This is a genomic window from Kineosporia sp. NBRC 101731 (assembly GCF_030269305.1).
Taxonomy (GTDB): Bacteria; Actinomycetota; Actinomycetes; order Actinomycetales; family Kineosporiaceae; genus Kineosporia.
Genome location: NZ_BSTC01000004.1, coordinates 206,336 through 222,554, shown reverse-complemented (window position 1 = coordinate 222,554; position 16,219 = coordinate 206,336). Strand labels below are relative to the sequence as shown.

Below are 16,219 nucleotides of genomic sequence, written 5' to 3'. Positions count from 1 at the left end.
CTCAGGTGGGTCAGGCGGCCGTCTGCTTGTGCTGGGCGATGCGGAAGATGACGAACTCGGCGGGCTTCACGGGGGCCAGTCCGACCTCGACGATGAGGCGACCGGCGTCCACGCTCTCGGGCGGGTTCGTCTCCTCGTCGCACTTGACGTAGTAGGCCTGGTCGGGTGAGGAGCCGACGAGTGCCCCCTGCGTCCACAGTCCTCGCAGGAAAGCGTCGAGCGTGCGCTTCACGCCCTCCCACAGTGCGATGTCGTTCGGCTCGAACACCGCGAACTGGGTGCCGTCCTGGATCGTCTTCTCGGCCATGTTGAACAGCCGGCGCACGTTGATGTAGGTCCAGTCCGTGTCGCTGGTGAGGGTGCGCGCACCCCAGACCCGGATGCCCCGCACACCGAACGGCCGGATGCAGTTGATCCCGATCGGGTTCAGCAGCGACTGCTCGTTCTGGCTGATGCTGCGCTCGATGTCGAGGACACCGCGCAGGATGTCGTTGGCCGGGGCCTTCCAGACACCGCGGGTGGCGTCGGTGCGCGCCCAGAGCCCGGCGATGTGACCGCTGGGCGGCACCATGATCTCGGTGTCGGCACCGGAGCCGATCGGGTTCTCCACCTTCACCCACGGGTAGTACATCGTGGCGAAAGGGCTGTCGTACATGGCGACATCGCTGCGCCACTCCTTGATCTGCTGCGCGGTCATCCCCGGTGGCGGGTCGAGGATGGCCATGCGGTTGGTGTACTGCTCGCAGTGGGTGATCAGCGAGGTCTGCACGGCCTTCCACAGGCCCAGGTCGATCGATCCGTCCTCCCGGGTGGCGGCCGTGACCAGGTCGGGCAGCAGCACCATGGTGACGTCCTCGGCCAGGGACAGGCCACCCAGGCCGCGGCGCTCGGACTCGCTGCCGGCGAAGTGGCGGCCCGTGACCGGCACCGGTGTGGGCTGGGCCTTCAGCAATTCGTAGTGGCCGGGCCGCAACAGCTCCAGCTGGGTGGCGAGGTCGGCGTCGGCGCTCACCCGGACCTCGACCTTGACCCGGGTCGAGGTGCCGTTGATCTTCGTGGACGCCTCGTCCGGTCCGTCGAGGGTCAGGCCCGGGTACGACTCGACGACCTGGTCGCCCTCGTGCACCTCCAGGCGGAAGGTGACCGGGGCATCGTCGCCGGCCGGTTCCTCCGGGTGCACCGAGATGCTCAGCGGGGCATCGGGTTCGAGCGACTCGACGTTGAGCGGTGCGCCCAGGGCACGGTCGGCGGCCGGCACGGCGATCGCCGACGGCGCCCCGGCCGGTGCGGTGTGCGGGACCCGCACGATGTAGGCGAGCTGGCCGCCGTTCTGGAAGTACGCGTACACGGACAGGGGCAGCACGGCGCCGGCGATGAAGCTGCCGTACAGGCTCTCGAACTGCATCCAGCTGGTGACGAGGCGGGGCGACAGACCCTCCGGGTCGCGGGGGTCGTCGGCCGGGAAGCGCTCGGTGAAGCCGACGAACGCGGCCACCGCGGTGGGCGCGGCCGTGAGCACCTTCTGCGAGGAAGATACTTCCTCCACGTAGACGCCTGGAGCGGTATAGGTGGGCATGCCGGAAGCTCCTGAGAGTCGTAGGTCGGCTGCGCAGAAGCTGATCGGGCATTTTCCGTGCCCACCCCCGTGGATCCGTCTCCCGGACCCTTCCGCCGGACGATGTCAACAGCACCACCCGGAACGGAGCAACCGTCAAGGCTTTCGGTGAGCGGTGGGCGAACCTTGAGCGCCCACCCCGAAGACGGGCACCGGTCAGCTCACCTGACTGCGCAGGGACCCGGGCATCTGAATGCTGATGACCCCGCCGTAGGCGCACAGGCAGGTGCCGCCGGAGGCCAGGAACGGGATCCCGCCCGCGACGCTGCGGGTGGCCGGACTGATCCAGGGGCCGGCCGGCACCGGCCAGCAGGGCATCGGGGTGAGAACACCGAGGGCGGCGGCGGTGGCGATCGCCACCGCGGGGTTGGCGGGACTGCGGCACAGGCCGAACGGCGTGATGTTCAGGCCCGGGACGTTGTCGGTCACCCTCGCGACCGGGCGGCTCTCGACGATGACCCGGGCCGTGGGCAGAACCGTGAGAGGGGTGGGCACCGTGCCCATCGAACACTGCAGCAAGGCACCTGACACCACCGGGAGCGGGCTCATGCGGGGTTCTTTCCCCCGGTACGCACCGAGTGGTCGAAGGCGGCGCCGGTCGACTGCACCACGCAGATGATGGTGCGCCGGGGCGGGGGCGCCTTGCCGACGATCCGCTCGAGGGGCCCCGTCCTCAGTGTCGTGTCGCCGTAGGCGGTCCAGGACGCCACCGACGGGTACAGATAGGTCAGGTACTGGTCCGGTGTCCGCGGTGCGGCGCCCAGATAGGCCCGGTACCGGCCGGCGCACTGCTCGCGCGCGTACTTCTTGAGGGCCTCGTGCCCGGGGTACTGGGCCCGGGGATCGGTGCCGCCCGGCCGGTCGCCGGGCGAGTAGCTGAGGGTGGCGTAGACCTCCAGCTGATGGGCCCGACTGCACGCGACGGTTCGCACCCGGCTGATCGGCTCGCCCGGCCCGCCCGCTCCGACCGGGTTGGCGCAGTCCTGGTTCCGGAGTGCCAGGGCCCAGGTCAGTCCGCCGTCGCTCCCGGATCCGCAGGAGCTCAGGAGCAGCAGCAGGGGAGCCCCGAGATACCGGGCCAGCACTGACCGCCTCACCCGTGTTCACCCCGTCCGACAGCATCCTGCCCGGACCCCCGCCCGGTCCGGCGAACGTAGCAGCCCGGTCGCCGGGGCCCGGGAACAACGCGCGTGTACGGCGGGAGCCGATCGTGATCGCTGGCCACGGCGTGCGGGGGAACACCGCGACGGCCGGTCCCGAACGTTCTTCGGTTCCGGGGACGCACAACAGGGCGAAAGCCTCTTACCTGTGCAAGCCTGATGCCCGTCAGCCCGATGGTGAGCCGGAGAGCGAGCGCATGCCCAGTTTTCTTGACCGTGATCGAACGATCGCCCCGCCGGGGTACAACCGGTGGCTGGTCCCGCCGGCTGCGCTCGCGGTACACCTCTCGATCGGCGAGGTCTACGCCTTCAGCGTCTTCAAGACCCCGCTGGTCACCCACTTCGACTCCAGCCTGACCGCGATCGGGATCATCTTCTCGATCGCGATCGTGATGCTCGGCCTGTCCGCCGCGTTCGGTGGCACCTGGGTCGAGCGCAACGGCCCGCGCAAGGCCATGACCGTGTCGATGGCCTGCTGGGTGACCGGGTTCCTGGTGGCCGCGCTGGGTGTGGCCACCGATCAGCTCTGGCTGGTCTACCTCGGGTACGGCGTGATCGGTGGCATCGGCCTGGGGATCGGCTACATCTCGCCGGTGTCCACGCTGATCAAGTGGTTCCCCGACCGCCCGGGCCTGGCCACCGGTCTGGCGATCATGGGCTTCGGGGGCGGCGCGCTGGTCGCCTCCCCGCTGACCAGCCGGTTGCTGGACGCCTACGCCGACCGGCCGCAGGACGCGATCGCGCCGACCATGCTGACCCTCGCCGCGATCTACGTGGTGCTGATGTCGCTCGGGGCCTGGGTCATCCGGGTTCCCGCGCAGGGGTGGACGCCGCCGGGCTTCTCCTCGGGTGCGGCGGTCGTCGCGGCGGCCCGGCGTCCGGGGCTCGGGCACGGCGCACCCGTGGACCTGACGGCGAACCAGGCCATCCGCACCCCGCAGTTCTGGCTGCTGTGGACGGTGCTGTTCTGCAACGTCACCGCGGGCATCGGCATCCTCGAGCAGGCGTCGCCGATGATCCAGGACTTCTTCTCCGACGTCGACGCCACCGAGGCGGCCGGCTTCGTGGGCCTGCTGTCGCTGTGCAACATGGCCGGGCGCTTCGTCTGGTCGACGACGTCGGACCACATCGGCCGCAAACCGATCTACGCGATCTACCTGGGCATCGGCGCGTTGCTGTACCTGGTGCTGGCGTTGTCGGGCACCTCGGGCGTGGGCCTGTTCATCGTGACGGCCTGCGTGATCCTGAGCTTCTACGGCGGTGGCTTCGCGACCATCCCGGCCTACCTGAAAGACCTTTTCGGGGGCCTGCAGGTCGGCGCCATCCACGGCCGTCTGCTGACCGCCTGGTCGGCGGCCGGAGTGGTGGGCCCGCTGGTCGTGAACCGGGTGGCCGACCACCAGGACGCCGCCGGTAAGTCCGGCGCCGACCTCTACACCCTGTCGTTCCAGATCATGGTGGGCATTCTCGTGGTCGGCTTCGCCGCCAACGCCCTGGTGCGGGCGTTGCCCCGGACCCGGGCCGGGTCCGCCGAAACCCCGGTAGGAGAGGGAAAATGAAAGACGACGTGAGCACCCCCGCGGCCGCCTCGGCCCCCGCCTCGGTCCAGGGGGCGGCAATCGCCCTGTGGGTCGTGGTCGGCGGCCTGCTGGCGTACGGCATCTGGGAGACCGTGCAGAAGGTCTCGGCCCTGTTCGGCTGAGCACGGTGGTACCGCTCTGATCGGACCGGGTGGGAATGTCTGAGCAGTTCCCACCCGGTCCCTGATCAAGGACGCGGTGTCAGGCCACCGGGTCGTTGTGCGGTTCCAGCGGTGCGTCCTGCCCGTCCTGCCCGTCCGGGCCCACGGGCGGGTGCGCCGGGGGAGCGGTGTCGGAGTGCCCGGGCCACCAGGCCGCGTGCCCGAACAGCGCGGTGAGCGCGGGCACGAAGAACATGGCCATCACGCCCGCCGCGATGATGATGCCGAACGACACTGCGAAACCCATGGTCAGCAGCAGCGAGTTGCCCGCCAGCATGAGCGAGGCGAAGGTGCCGGCCAGGATCACGCCGGCTGCCGCCACCGTCGGACCGGCGTGCCGGACCGCCTGCGAGGCAGCTTCTCTCGGGTCCTTACCGAGACGGGCCTCTTCCCGCAGCCGGGCCACCATGAGGATGTTGTAGTCGGTGCCCAGCGCCACCACGAACAGGTAGATGTAGATCGGCAGCAGGAAGATCAGGCCGTCGTTCCCCTTGATCATCTGGAAGACGATGACCGCGGCGCCGAGCGTGGCCGCGAAGCCCAGCCCGACCGAGATCATCAGGTACCAGGGGGCGACGAGACTGCGCAGCAGCACCATCAGGATGAGCAGGATGATCAGTGCGGCCACCGGGAACACGACCTTGTAGTCCCGGTTCATCGCGGCCTGGAAGTCGACGAAGACCCCCGAGGTACCGGCCACGTAGGCCACGGAACCCTCCGGTGCGGCCTGGTCGGCGGCCGGGCGCAGCCGGTCCTTCACGGTCTCCAGCGCCCGGGTCGAGGCCGAGTCGGAGTCCAGGATCGTCATGACCAGCGCCGTGCTCGGATCGGCCGGAGAGACCGTCGTCGCACTGACCTGACCGACCCCGTCGACGGCACCGATGGCGTCCGCAAAGGTCTTGACCGCCTCTTCCGTGAGCGCCGTGCCGCCGGAGGAGTGCAGCACGATCGGCGTCGGGTCGGTGGCCCCCGCGCTGAAGCCCTTGGCCTCCATCGTGGCGGTGGCCTGGGCGGACTCGACATCGGAGGCCGAGTTGCTGTCGGCCAGGTCGAAGGTCGGGTTGAACAGCAGCGCGAACACCGCCAGCACCAGCAGGAAGACGCCCGAGACGCTCGCGTACCGCACCGGGTGCCGGCCCAGGGACGCTCCGACGCGGGCGAAACTGGTGCCGGTCGGCTGCTCGCGCCACTTCTTCGAGGGCCAGAACAGCGCCCGGTTCAGCAGGGTCACCGCGGCCGGCACCAGGGTCAGCGCCGCCAGCAGCGTCACCGCCACCGCGACCGCCAGCGACGGGCCCAGCGACCGGAAGATGCCCAGCGTGGAGAGCACGAGGGTCATGAACGCGACGAACACCGCGCCGCCGGCCGAGGCGATCGCCTCACCGGCGTGCTCGATCGAGTAGGCCACGGACTCGCGGTGCTCCTGGCCGTCGCGTCGCGCCTCGCGGTAGCGGAACAAGAAGAACAGGATGTAGTCGGTGCCGATGCCGAACAGCACGACGATCAGGATGACGCTGGTGGACGGGTCGTGGTTGAGGTCGAACGCCTTCTCCACCATGGCGATCAGGCCGCCGGCCACCACCGACACCAGGCCGACCAGTACCACCGGCATGAAGGCGATGAGAACGCTGCGGAAGATTCCCCCCAGCAGCAGGATGATCAAACCCAGAGTGGCGAAGGTGACGATGATTTCGGCATTCCGGCCGGACTGGGTCTGGTCGTAGCCCTGGGCCAGAGAGCCGGTGACCCCCTCGTCCAGGCCGGTGCCCTCGACGGCCTTGCCCAGGGCCTCGCGCAGGTCGGCGACCTGGTCCAGATCTTCCTGGTCCTGACCCGTGACGCCCTGCGCCAGGCCGATGTTGACGATCGCGACCTGGTTGGTCGGGGACGGGACCGGCGCGTCCACCGTGCCGAACGCGTCCCCCAGTTTCAGGCCCTTACTGATCTCGGTGATCTTCGCCAGATCGGCCTCGGTCAGCGCGGCGCCGTCACCGCGGTCGAAGACGATCGTTGCCCCGGACTGCTGTTGCTGCGGAAAAGCCTTCTCCAGCAGCTCATAACCCTTGATAGACTCGTATTTGTTCGGCAGGAAGTCGGCCTGGTCGGTCGTCGCGGTCACCGTCGGCGCGAGCACCACCGACAGCACGGCGAAGATGACCCAGCCGAGAATCACCCACCATGGCCTCCGCGACACCAGCTGCCCGAGCCCTCTGAATACGCGTGTCACTGCTTAACCCCTCCGTCGCACAACGTGGTGCGGTCACTGACCGGGCCGGTGATGGGCGCCGTCGTCCTGCGAAAACCGACAACTGACGGACGAATTGCGCGCCGCGCGCCTACCCCGAACCGAAAATCCCCATGAGTAACCCGACGACCCTATCCAAACCCGCGCGCCTGACGCGCGCGATTAAACCGTGGTCACCCCATGTTCAGGATGGCATTACCCGATGCTGTGAAGGTTGCCGTGAGGTGACAGGAATTTCCCTCATGATGGGCCGGTGAAGCAGTCTGTCGCCGCCGGCGTTCTGGGCACCGTCGCCCTCCTGATCACGGGCGGGCTCGTGCACGGTCATCACCAGTCCGACGCCGCCGCCCAGGCGGCCCTGACGCAGTACCGCCGTCGTACCGGTGACACCGACGCCTCCGTGGCCTGGACCGACGGCTGGGACGACTGCGCCATCATCACGCTCCAGGACGGTCAGGGGCTGGTGGTGGCCACTGTCGCGGTACAGCGGTCCGGTTCGGGCTGGAGCATCGGGCGTTCCACCCAGGAGAGCGACGTCTCCTTCGACTCCGACGACATCGGCAGCGAGGACGAGTGCCTCGAACTCGCCGGCTCCTCCGGCCCGATCGTCGCCGGAAGCCCAGACCGGTAGAGCACGACGAGACGAGCGCCGCCCCGCCCCTGCGTGCGTGATCATGCAAGCGTTTCCCCGGCCGAAGGCCGGGAGATCGCCTGATCACGCACGAAGGAGAGAGTCGTAGGCTCGCGGGTATGAAGGCTGCGGAGGTATCAGGCGGGCTGGGGTCGGCGTCCGCGGTGCTGTGGGACATCGACGGAACACTGCTGACGTCCGGGAGCGTGGCGGCCCGGGCCTTCCTCGACGCGGTGGAGCACGTCACCGGTGTGCCCCCGCAGGTCGAGGGGATCGAGTTCGGCGGCCGGATCGACCCCGAGATCGCGACCCTGCTGCTGGCCACCACCGGGCACGACGCCGGTCATGTCCCGGCCGTGCTGAAGCGCCTGCACGACCTGGTCCAGCAGAACGTCCGGGCGCTCCAGGCCCAGACCCGGGCCCTGCCCGGCGTTCGGGAGCTGATCGATCGGCTGGTGGACGCCGGAATCCGCCAGACCGTGGTAACCGGCAATATCCGTAGCGTCGCCGCCATGAAACTGGCAGCAGCCGAACTGGTTCCGCCCATCGATCCGGAAGTGGGCGGCTACGGCGACAGCGGCACCACCCGCGCCGAGGTGGCCACGGCCAGCCTCGTGGCGCTGTTCGGCCCGGACTGGCCCGCTCAGGCGCGCGACTGCTGGATCATCGGTGACACCCCGCGAGACCTGGCCTGCGCCCAGGCCCTGGGGCTGCGTTGCGCCCTGGTGGCCACCGGAGGCACCCGGGTCGAGGACCTCGACGGACTCGGCGCGGACATCGTCCTCAAAGGTCTCGAGATCCCCACCGACGCCCAGCGTCTGTGGGGCTGAGCCGGCCGGCCAGGGTCAGATGATGGACGCCCGACCCCTCCGGTTGGGGGGTCACTGGGTGTCGCTGCCGCCCACCGCCGGGCCGAACTCGCTGCGCCGTTCCCGCAGGGCGCTCACCAGCTTCTTGACGCCGACCGGCACGATGCCCCGCACCAGACCCTCGCCGTAGTAGGGCACCGAGTAACTGACCCGGGCACCGCCCAGGGCCCGAGACCTCACCAGGGCGTCGGCGCGGGCCTTCGCCATCGCGGCCTTCATCTCGCCCGCAGCCGATGTCGTGGAGCAACCCACCGTGCGGGCCTGGCTCTGGGCGAAGGTCAGGACGGCACTGCACCCACCCGCCTTCTTCTTGCCGTCGACCTCGAAGGTGGCCGTCAGGGCGATCCGCGACGCCGCCGCCGCGCTCGCGGTCACCTTGACCTTGTACGAGCAGGTCGAGAGCGTGCAGTTGACCTTCGGCAGGCCCAGGGCCAGCGCGGCCTCCCCGTCCAGCACCTCCGTCAGCGCCCGGCCCCGGTCCAGCAGCTCGTCGTAGGCGTCGCCGACCTGCCCGGTGCTCAGCTCGGCCACGTTCACCCCCGCGAACGCGGCCACGGCCGGGCCGCCCGACGCGCGCGGCCGGGAGAACGAGACGACATCGGTGTGATCGGTCTGCGCACTGCCGGCCGTGTCCGGCTCGGTCTCCTGAGCGGCTTCACCCGTCAGCAGCTCGACCGGCAGGTGCAGCAGCTTGTGCGGGGACGCCTCGGTCACGTACACCGCCCCGGCACCGGTCATCGCCATCAGCGCCGGGGTGCCCTCGAACGTCACCGAGGTGTTGGCCGAGCCCGACGAGGGCTCCGCCGTGGAGGGCGCGGCGGAATCCGTCGGCGGCGTGAAATCAGCTTCCGGGCCATTGAGCTCGGCCAGGACCCGCTTGCTCAGGGCCTCCGGGGAGTCCGGCACCCGGGCATCGACGAAGAGGCCCGCGTAGGCCACCTCACCGAGCCGGACCCAGGACTTTCCCGTCGTCCCCGTCGTCGTGGACACGTAGGGCAGGATCCTGCTCACCGTGGCCGCGTCGAGCTGCGCGTAGGTGACGCCGTCGGTGCGGATGATCGGGTACCGGGTGAAGCGGGCCTCGAACGTGCCGGTGAGATCGCCGTACCGGGAGAGCTTCACCTGGTACGTGCCGTCGTCGTAGTCGATCCCGGGCGCGGCACCGAGCGAGTTGGCGGCCTCCAGGAACGGCGCTCGCAGTTGCTCGGCCGAGGGGCCGTCGTCAGCGGAGGAACCCCGCACGGCGACGAACGCGATCGCGGCGATCAGCGCCAGCACCACCACGCTGCCCAGCCCGCCCAGGACCAGGCGCTTGTTCCGGCCGGACATCGGGGCCGGGGACGAGGCGCCCCAGACCGGGCCGGAGGCGTTGCCCGGGCCGGCAGCACCGGCAGGGCCGGAACCGTTGTCCGGGCCGAAGATGTTGTTCTGCCTCGAGGCGTTGTGCGGGCTCGAGGCGTTGTGCGGCCAAGGGGCGTCGTGTGGCCCAGAGATGCTGTTTGGCCCAGAGATGCTGTTTGGCCCGGAGGCGGTGTGTGGCCCAGGGGCGTTGTGGGGGCCCGGGCCCCAGTTCGGTGGGGACGCGGGAGGCGCCACCCGGGGAGTGAAGAGCGACGGAACCGGCTGATCGGGCCCGGTGGATCCGCCCGGCCGTTGCCAGGCGTCTGCCCCCGATGACGCCCCCGGAGCACCCGGTTCCGGCTGGCCTGCATCCTGCTGATTCACGAACCGCCCCAGAGCAACGCGTCCACGGGGCATAAAACCGCAGATGCCCCCACTTCGGGCGGGGAGACTAGCAGGCCCCCACCACCGGGCCGCGTGCGGCCACCTGTACGACGGTACCGCTCGCACCGGTGAGGGACACGCGTCCTCCCTGGGGATCGCCGGTGCGGTGACCACGGACGAGGAGTGACGGTTCGGGGCTGCCGCACGAGAGCCGCCGGTGGAACGAGAAGGGCCGGGGATCGGTCACGCTGATCCCCGGCCCTTCTCCCTGACTCCGGCTCCCTGACTCCGGCCGGGCTACTGGCCGGCCTTGAACTCGCTCTGAGCACTGGTCAGTGCGCTGACCAGCTTCACGGAGTCGACACCGGAGACACCGAGCACGGCGCCGTCGGTGTAGTACCGCACGTCCGCCGGGTCGATCGTGAAGCCGTAGGCCTTCGACCGTTCCCGGGCCTCGGCCTTGGCCGCTGCGATCGCCGCCTTCATCTGCTTGGCCGTCCCCGTGGTGGAACACGAGACGGTCTTGGTCCCGTTCAGCGGGACCTCGGTGGTGGAGGAGCAGGTGTCGGCCGCGGTCCGGGCGTCGCCCACGGTGAAGCTCGCGACCACGCCGACCAGGGCCGTGGTGGCGTCACCACCGCCGGTGTAGGGGCTGACGCTCACCTCGACGCTGTACGAGCACCGCGCGGCCGTGCAGGTGTACTTCGGGGTGCCGGCCGTGACCTCGAACCGGGCGTCGAGCGACCCGCCGAGCTTCTGGGCGTAGACGATCATGTCGTCGTAGGCCCGGCTGATCTGGTCGATGTTCATCTCGGTCAGGGCGACCCCGTCGGTCGCGAAGACCGACGGCGGCGAGGTGGCCGCCCGCCGGCTGAACCCGACGTTCTCGGCCGTGCTCCCGGAACCGCCCAGTGCCTCCCCGTCGGGCAGGTTCGAGGACTCCTGGGTGCTGGACTCACCGGACGGGGTGGCCGAGGAGGTGCTGCCGCCGGCCGAGGAGCTGGAGGAGTCGCCGGTCACGAGTTCCGCCGGCACGTTCAGCAGGGTGTGCGGGGTCGACGCGGTGATGTACACCGGACCGGCCGGGGTGCTCGCCATCAGGGCGGCGGTGCCGTCCAGGTTCACCTCGGTGTTGGTGGCGCCGTCGGCGGGCTCGGTCGTGTTGTAAAGGTCCGCGAAGTCGTCGGACCCGTACGGCGACGGCGAGAAGTTGGTGGTGGACTGGTTGAGCGCGTCCAGGACACGCTGACCGACGACCTCCGGTGACTCGGGCGCGACGTGGTCGACGTTCAGTGCCTCGAGGTTGGAGTCCTCGATCTGTACCCACCGGTCGTCGGTGCCGAACGAGTAGTCGAGGTAGGGGATCAGCTGACGCACCTCGTACGAGGCCAGCTTCGCGTAGGTGGTGCCGTCGGTGCGCAGGATCGGGAGCTTGGCGTAGCCTCCGAAAGTTCCCGTCATGTCACCGTTCTTCATGACCCGGACGTTGTAGTCTCCGTCGCTGTACCCGATGCCCGATGCGGCCATGAACGAGTTCGCGGCATCCACGAACGGTGCCGACAGGCTGGAGGTCTTGTTCCCGGACGTCCCGCTGTCCTTCTCGCCACCCCTGAGGGCGACGACCGCGATCACGGCGACCAGGAGCAGTGCCAGGGCCCCGCCGGCCGCGCCGAGAATGACCTTCTTCTGCTTCGAGCTCATCGGCTTCGACGGCTGGGAACCGTTCCAGCCCGCGGCCGGGGCGGCGTTCGGGCCCCAGCCGGCACCGGGCGGGCCGTACTGGCTGGGCTGGCCGGGCTGCGCGAACTGACCAGGCGGACCGTACTGACCGTACTGACCGGACTGACCGGACTGGCCGGAGCCGTTCTGGCCGCTGCTGTTCTGGTGGAACCGGCCGGACTGACCCGTGCCGAACTGAGCCGGCTGGCCGAACTGAGCCGGCTGGCCGAACTGGCCTGGTTGACCGAACTGGCCTTGCTCGCCGAACTGACCCGGCTGATTCGCCTGACCAAGCTGGCCCGACGGCGCCGCCTGGCCGAACTGCTCCGACCCGCCGGACGGGACGGGGGCGCCGTACGGGCCGGCAGGCTCCGCCTGACCACTCGGCCCGGACGCGTCGCTCGAGCCGACCGGATGCGCCGACGGTGCGGGCGCGCCGAACTCCGACGGCCGGGACTCGCCCGCCACCGGTGCCGAATATCCAGCGTCAGAAGCGCCTTCCGGCGAGGCCGCACTTCCCGAGGACGCCGTTTCGCCGGACTGGGCCGAAGCCTGCGGTGAGCTCTGCCCGCCCGGAAGCGGCCGCGTCACACCAGACTGATCAGCCTGACCGGAATCCTGCCCACCCGAGACCGGGCCGTTCGAGACCGGGCCGTTCGAGATCGCGCCGTGCGAGACCGGGCCACCCGGAACCTGCCCACCCGAGTTCTGCGCGCTCGCATCCGGCCCGCCCGAAACCGTTCCGAACCCAAAATCCCGGTCTGTCAACGGCTTACTGTCCGCCCCCTGGCCTTCGCCCGGTTCCCGCTGTCCTGACTCGTTCTGATTCACCCAACGCCCCACAGTCACACGCGCTCACGGGGTGCCAAGAAGATGTGCCCCCACCTCGGGCGGGGACGCTAACAGGCGGGTAAATCGGCGGGAGGCCCGAAATGGCGCCTTTACGAATACTTTGACGGGGACAAAAGGCCTCAGACGTCGTGTAGCAGTGATGGACGACACCCGCCCCCGCAGCTGACGCCGAGGACGGGTGCCCGAAAGGCCACGGAATACGGACCGTTATAACCCTGGCCCGACGCTCTCGCCGAAGGCCTTCGCGGTGCGGATCGCGACCTGGCCCGGATCGGCGTCCCAGATCTCCTGGTGGAAGATCTCCACCTCGATGTCGCCGGTGTACCCCGCGTCCAGCACCTGGCGGGTGAAGGACGCGAGATCGATGTGCCCGTCTCCCATCATCCCGCGCGAGAGCAGGGCGTCCCCGGGGAACGGCGTGATCCAGTCGCTCACCTGGTACGAGGCGATGCGCCCCTGCGCCCCGGCCCGGGAGACCTGGGCCGTCAGCGTGGGGTCCCACCAGACGTGGAAGGTGTCCACGACCACGCCCGCGACCTGCGCCGGCAGATCGGCGACCAGGTCGAGCGCCTGCCCGAGCGTCGAGATCACGCCCCGGTCGGCCGCGTACAGCGGATGCATCGGCTCGACGGCCAGCACCACCCCGGCCCCGGCGGCGTGCGCGGCCAGGTCCTCGACGGCCTGGCCCGCCCGGCCCCGGGCGGCGGCCAGGTCACGGTCGCCCTCGGGCAGACCGCCCGCGACCAGCACCAGCACCGGCGCCGAGCCGGGGGCGCCGGCCTCGGCCAGCGTGGCGATCTCGTCGATGGCCCGGCGGTTGTCGTCCAGCGCCTTCTGCCGCAGATCCGGTGAGGACGCGGTGAAGAACCCGCCCCGGCACAGGCTCGACACCCGCAGGCCGGAGTCGGCGACCATCTGCGCGGCCTGCGCCAGCCCGACCGCGGCGACCGGTTCGCGCCACAGCCCGATCGCGTCGATCCCGGCCCCGGCGGTGACCGACAGGGCCGTGGCCAGGTCGGCGTACTTGATCGTGGCCTGGTTCAGTGACAACCGCGACAGACGGGACGGGCGGGACAGCCGGTTCGGCGACAGCTCGCTCATGTCCGCACCACCGTCGGCACGCAGACGCCGTGCAGGCCGAGGAAACGGTTCCAGCGATGGGCCGCCAGTTCCGGATCCTCGAGGGCCCCCACCCGGTCGGCCAGCTCGACGAGCCGCGACAGGTGCGGCAGGCCCCGGGCCGCGTGCAGACCCCCGACCATGGTGAACGCCGGCTGATGCCCGTTCAGCCAGGCCAGGAACGCGATCCCGGTCTTGTAGTGGAACGTCGGCGCCTCGAACACGTGCCGGGCGAGTTGCTGCGTCGGATCGAGAATGCGGTGGTAGGCATCGGTGTCGCCGGCGTCCAGCGCCTGCACCGCGGCCGACGCATGCGGTCCCAGGGCTGCGAAGGCGCCCAGCAGGGCATCGGAGTGACGCACCCCGTCGCCTGCGATCAGCCCGGCGTAGTGGAAGTCGTCGCCGGTGAACATCGCCGCCCCGGTGGGAAGCTGGGCCCGCAGCGAGATCTCGTGCCCGGCGTCGAGCAGGCTCATCTTGATCCCGCGGACCTGCGCGGCGTTCTCGGTGATGATGCGGGCCACCACGCCGATGCGCCCGGCCACGTCAAGTTCCGGCCCGAAGTACCCGGCCAGCTGTGGGTCGAAGGCCTCGCCGAGCCAGTGCAGCACCACCGGGGATCCGGCGCGGGCCAGCACCTCCCGGTACACCCGCTCGTAGTCCGCCGCCGACGTGGCCGCCCGGGCCAGGTGCCGCGAGGCCATCAGAACAACGCCGGCGCCGTGCTTCTCGGCGTGCTCCAGCTGGTACAGATAGGCCGCGACGACGTCGTCGAGCGACACCACCTCGTCACTCAGGTGGTCGGTGTTCACCCCGACCACCAGCGCGCCGCCCGCCGAGACGGCCTCGGCGGCGCTGCGGGCGATGAGCTCCCGCACCGCGACGGGGTCGAGCCCCATGTTGCGCTGCGCGGTGTCCATCGCGTCGGCGACCCCGAGGCCCCACGACCAGAGGTGACGCCGGAACGCCAGGGTGGCGTCCCAGTCGATGTCGGCGGGAGCGCCGGGGACGTTGTCGCCGGCCACCCGGGGCACCACGTGGGCGGCGGCGTACACCACGCGTGACCTCAGAGGTGCCACCGGACGCGTGAACCGGTGGGCGTCGCTCAGCTCCTGGTTCCCGGTGGTCCCGTCGGGGGCCAGGGTGGCGATCAACGGCATCAGAGGGCCCCCACCGTCGAGGTGCCGGGGCTCACGTCCGGGCCGCTGGTCTGCAGCGGGGCCAGCTCGATGCGCCGGCCCGTGCGTGAGCTCTCCAGCCCGGCCTCGGCCAGCCGCACACCACGGGCACCGGCCAGCAGGTCGAAGTGGTAGGGGGAGTCGTCCGCGACGTGGCGCAGGAACTGCTCCCACTGCTCACGGAAGCCGTTGCCGAACACATCGTTGTCCGGCACCGGTGCCCAGTCGGCGGCGTAGTCGTGGGTCTCGGCCAGGTCGGGGTTCCAGACCGGCTTCGGGGTGGCCGTGCGGTGCTGGGCCCGGCAGCCGAACAGCCCGGCCACGGCGCTGCCGTGCGTGCCGTCGACCTGGAACTCCACGAGCTCCTGGCGGTTGACCCGCACCGCCCAGCTGGAGTTCAGCTGTGCCACCACGCCGCCGGCCAGCTCGAACACCGCGTAGGCGGCGTCGTCGGCCGTGGCCGGGTACGGGCGGCCCTGCTCGTCGGTGCGGCTGGGCAGGTGCGTGACGGCCCGTGCATACACCGCCTCGACCGGTCCGAACAGATTCTCCAGCAGGTAGTTCCAGTGCGGGAACATGTCCGCGACGATGCCCCCGCCGTCTTCGCTGCGGTAGTTCCAGCTGGGGCGTTGCGCACTTTGCCAGTCGCCCTCGAACACCCAGTAGCCGAACTCGCCGCGGATCGACAGGATGCGCCCGAAGAACCCGGACTCCACCAGCCGGGCGAGCTTGCGCAGGCCGGGCAGGTAGAGCTTGTCGTGCACCACGCCGTTCTTCACCCCGGCGGCCCGGGCCAGCCCGGCCAGCTCCAGGGCCTCGTCCAGGGTTCCGGCGGTGGGCTTCTCGGTGTAGATCGCCCGGCCCGCCGCGATCGCCTTGCGCAGGGCCGGGACCCGGGCGCTGGTGATCTGGAAGTCGCCGTAGACGCTCCAGCGCGGGTCGCTCAGGGCGGCGTCCAGATCGGTCGTCCAGTCGGCGATGTCGTGCTTCTTCGCGATCTGCGCGAGCTTGTCCTCGCTGCGCCCGACCAGCAGTGGCTCGACCTGGACCCGGGTGCCGTCGGCGAGCAGGACGCCGCCGTCCTCACGGATCGCGAGGATCGAGCGCAGCAGATGCTGGCGGTAGCCCATGCGCCCGGAGACGCCGTTCATGATGATGCCGATGGGGTCGTGTGCCATGCCGACTCCTCGTTCGATGGCTTCGCGCACAGGGAAACGGGTCGTCGGCAGGCGGCCCGCCGACGACCTCGTGGTAAACGCTTTCCAGCAGACTGGCACCACCGGCGGCGAGGGTCAACAGCCGCACGACCGTTCGTCGCACGCTTGCTCCCACCAGCAGACGGTGAACGGCAGATGTCCGGTTGGC

General features: G+C 70.3%; 13 protein-coding genes. 4 read left to right on the top strand and 9 right to left on the bottom strand.

The window, feature by feature from the left end:
- Nucleotides 1-10: 10 nt before the first annotated feature.
- The 3 genes from QSK05_RS13895 to QSK05_RS13885 all read right to left on the bottom strand — a co-directional run bounded on the left by QSK05_RS13895 (nucleotide 11) and on the right by QSK05_RS13885 (nucleotide 2,712).
- The gene (locus QSK05_RS13895) at nucleotides 11-1,576 is read right to left on the bottom strand and encodes a phage tail sheath family protein (RefSeq protein WP_285597583.1); all 1,566 of its coding nucleotides are present in this window, start codon (nucleotides 1,574-1,576) and stop codon (nucleotides 11-13) included.
- A gap of 195 nt (nucleotides 1,577-1,771) precedes the next feature.
- Nucleotides 1,772-2,164: a DUF4280 domain-containing protein gene (locus tag QSK05_RS13890; protein WP_285597582.1), complete on the bottom strand. Its 393-nt coding sequence runs from the start codon at nucleotides 2,162-2,164 to the stop codon at nucleotides 1,772-1,774.
- Entirely contained in the window at nucleotides 2,161-2,712 is a 552-nt protein-coding gene (locus tag QSK05_RS13885; protein WP_285597581.1) for a septum formation family protein, read from the bottom strand. Before QSK05_RS13885 ends, QSK05_RS13890 begins: the two co-directional genes overlap by 4 nt.
- A gap of 260 nt (nucleotides 2,713-2,972) precedes the next feature.
- Here QSK05_RS13885 and QSK05_RS13880 point away from each other — a divergent pair, with 260 nt between their 5' ends.
- Nucleotides 2,973-4,334, top strand: a complete 1,362-nt coding sequence (locus QSK05_RS13880) for an L-lactate MFS transporter (protein WP_285597580.1) — start codon at nucleotides 2,973-2,975, stop codon at nucleotides 4,332-4,334.
- On the top strand, nucleotides 4,331-4,477 hold the full coding sequence (locus QSK05_RS13875; protein WP_231489220.1) for an MFS transporter small subunit: 147 nt from the start codon (nucleotides 4,331-4,333) through the stop codon (nucleotides 4,475-4,477). The genes QSK05_RS13880 and QSK05_RS13875 overlap by 4 nt, the downstream gene beginning before the upstream one ends.
- 79 nt (nucleotides 4,478-4,556) lie before the next feature.
- Here the strand turns inward: QSK05_RS13875 and QSK05_RS13870 are convergent, their stop codons facing one another.
- Entirely contained in the window at nucleotides 4,557-6,743 is a 2,187-nt protein-coding gene (locus tag QSK05_RS13870) for an MMPL family transporter (RefSeq protein WP_285597579.1), read from the bottom strand.
- 271 nt (nucleotides 6,744-7,014) lie between these two features.
- Here QSK05_RS13870 and QSK05_RS13865 point away from each other — a divergent pair, with 271 nt between their 5' ends.
- Both QSK05_RS13865 and QSK05_RS13860 read left to right on the top strand, forming a co-directional pair.
- On the top strand, nucleotides 7,015-7,392 hold the full coding sequence (locus QSK05_RS13865) for a hypothetical protein (RefSeq protein ID WP_285597578.1): 378 nt from the start codon (nucleotides 7,015-7,017) through the stop codon (nucleotides 7,390-7,392).
- Between the two features lie 119 nt (nucleotides 7,393-7,511).
- Nucleotides 7,512-8,222 carry an HAD family hydrolase gene (locus tag QSK05_RS13860; RefSeq protein WP_285597577.1) on the top strand — a complete coding sequence of 237 codons (711 nt, stop codon included), beginning with the start codon at nucleotides 7,512-7,514 and terminating at the stop codon, nucleotides 8,220-8,222.
- Nucleotides 8,223-8,273: 51 nt separating this feature from the next.
- Here the strand turns inward: QSK05_RS13860 and QSK05_RS13855 are convergent, their stop codons facing one another.
- The 5 genes from QSK05_RS13855 to QSK05_RS13835 all read right to left on the bottom strand — a co-directional run bounded on the left by QSK05_RS13855 (nucleotide 8,274) and on the right by QSK05_RS13835 (nucleotide 16,032).
- Complete coding sequence (locus tag QSK05_RS13855; protein WP_285597576.1) at nucleotides 8,274-9,590, bottom strand: hypothetical protein; 1,317 nt, start codon at nucleotides 9,588-9,590, stop codon at nucleotides 8,274-8,276.
- 693 nt (nucleotides 9,591-10,283) lie between these two features.
- Complete coding sequence (locus QSK05_RS13850) at nucleotides 10,284-12,473, bottom strand: collagen-like domain-containing protein (RefSeq protein ID WP_285597575.1); 2,190 nt, start codon at nucleotides 12,471-12,473, stop codon at nucleotides 10,284-10,286.
- 291 nt (nucleotides 12,474-12,764) lie between these two features.
- A complete protein-coding gene (locus QSK05_RS13845; protein WP_285597574.1) occupies nucleotides 12,765-13,658 on the bottom strand; it encodes a sugar phosphate isomerase/epimerase family protein in 894 nt (297 codons plus the stop codon).
- A complete protein-coding gene (locus tag QSK05_RS13840; protein ID WP_285597573.1) occupies nucleotides 13,655-14,836 on the bottom strand; it encodes a dihydrodipicolinate synthase family protein in 1,182 nt (393 codons plus the stop codon). The genes QSK05_RS13845 and QSK05_RS13840 overlap by 4 nt, the downstream gene beginning before the upstream one ends.
- Nucleotides 14,836-16,032, bottom strand: a complete 1,197-nt coding sequence (locus tag QSK05_RS13835; protein ID WP_285597572.1) for a Gfo/Idh/MocA family protein — start codon at nucleotides 16,030-16,032, stop codon at nucleotides 14,836-14,838. The genes QSK05_RS13840 and QSK05_RS13835 overlap by 1 nt, the downstream gene beginning before the upstream one ends.
- Between the last annotated feature and the right edge of the window lie 187 nt (nucleotides 16,033-16,219).

What these genes read in the sequence shown, in the direction of transcription:
- QSK05_RS13845 (WP_285597574.1), bottom strand. Translation starts at nt 13,658, where the DNA reads ATGAGCGAGCTGTCGCCGAACCGGCTGTCCCGCCCGTCCCGTCTGTCG.
- QSK05_RS13835 (WP_285597572.1), bottom strand. Translation starts at nt 16,032, where the DNA reads ATGGCACACGACCCCATCGGCATCATCATGAACGGCGTCTCCGGGCGC.
- QSK05_RS13890 (WP_285597582.1), bottom strand. Translation starts at nt 2,164, where the DNA reads ATGAGCCCGCTCCCGGTGGTGTCAGGTGCCTTGCTGCAGTGTTCGATG.
- QSK05_RS13880 (WP_285597580.1), top strand. Translation starts at nt 2,973, where the DNA reads ATGCCCAGTTTTCTTGACCGTGATCGAACGATCGCCCCGCCGGGGTAC.
- QSK05_RS13875 (WP_231489220.1), top strand. Translation starts at nt 4,331, where the DNA reads ATGAAAGACGACGTGAGCACCCCCGCGGCCGCCTCGGCCCCCGCCTCG.
- QSK05_RS13895 (WP_285597583.1), bottom strand. Translation starts at nt 1,576, where the DNA reads ATGCCCACCTATACCGCTCCAGGCGTCTACGTGGAGGAAGTATCTTCC.
- QSK05_RS13860 (WP_285597577.1), top strand. Translation starts at nt 7,512, where the DNA reads ATGAAGGCTGCGGAGGTATCAGGCGGGCTGGGGTCGGCGTCCGCGGTG.
- QSK05_RS13855 (WP_285597576.1), bottom strand. Translation starts at nt 9,590, where the DNA reads ATGTCCGGCCGGAACAAGCGCCTGGTCCTGGGCGGGCTGGGCAGCGTG.
- QSK05_RS13840 (WP_285597573.1), bottom strand. Translation starts at nt 14,836, where the DNA reads ATGCCGTTGATCGCCACCCTGGCCCCCGACGGGACCACCGGGAACCAG.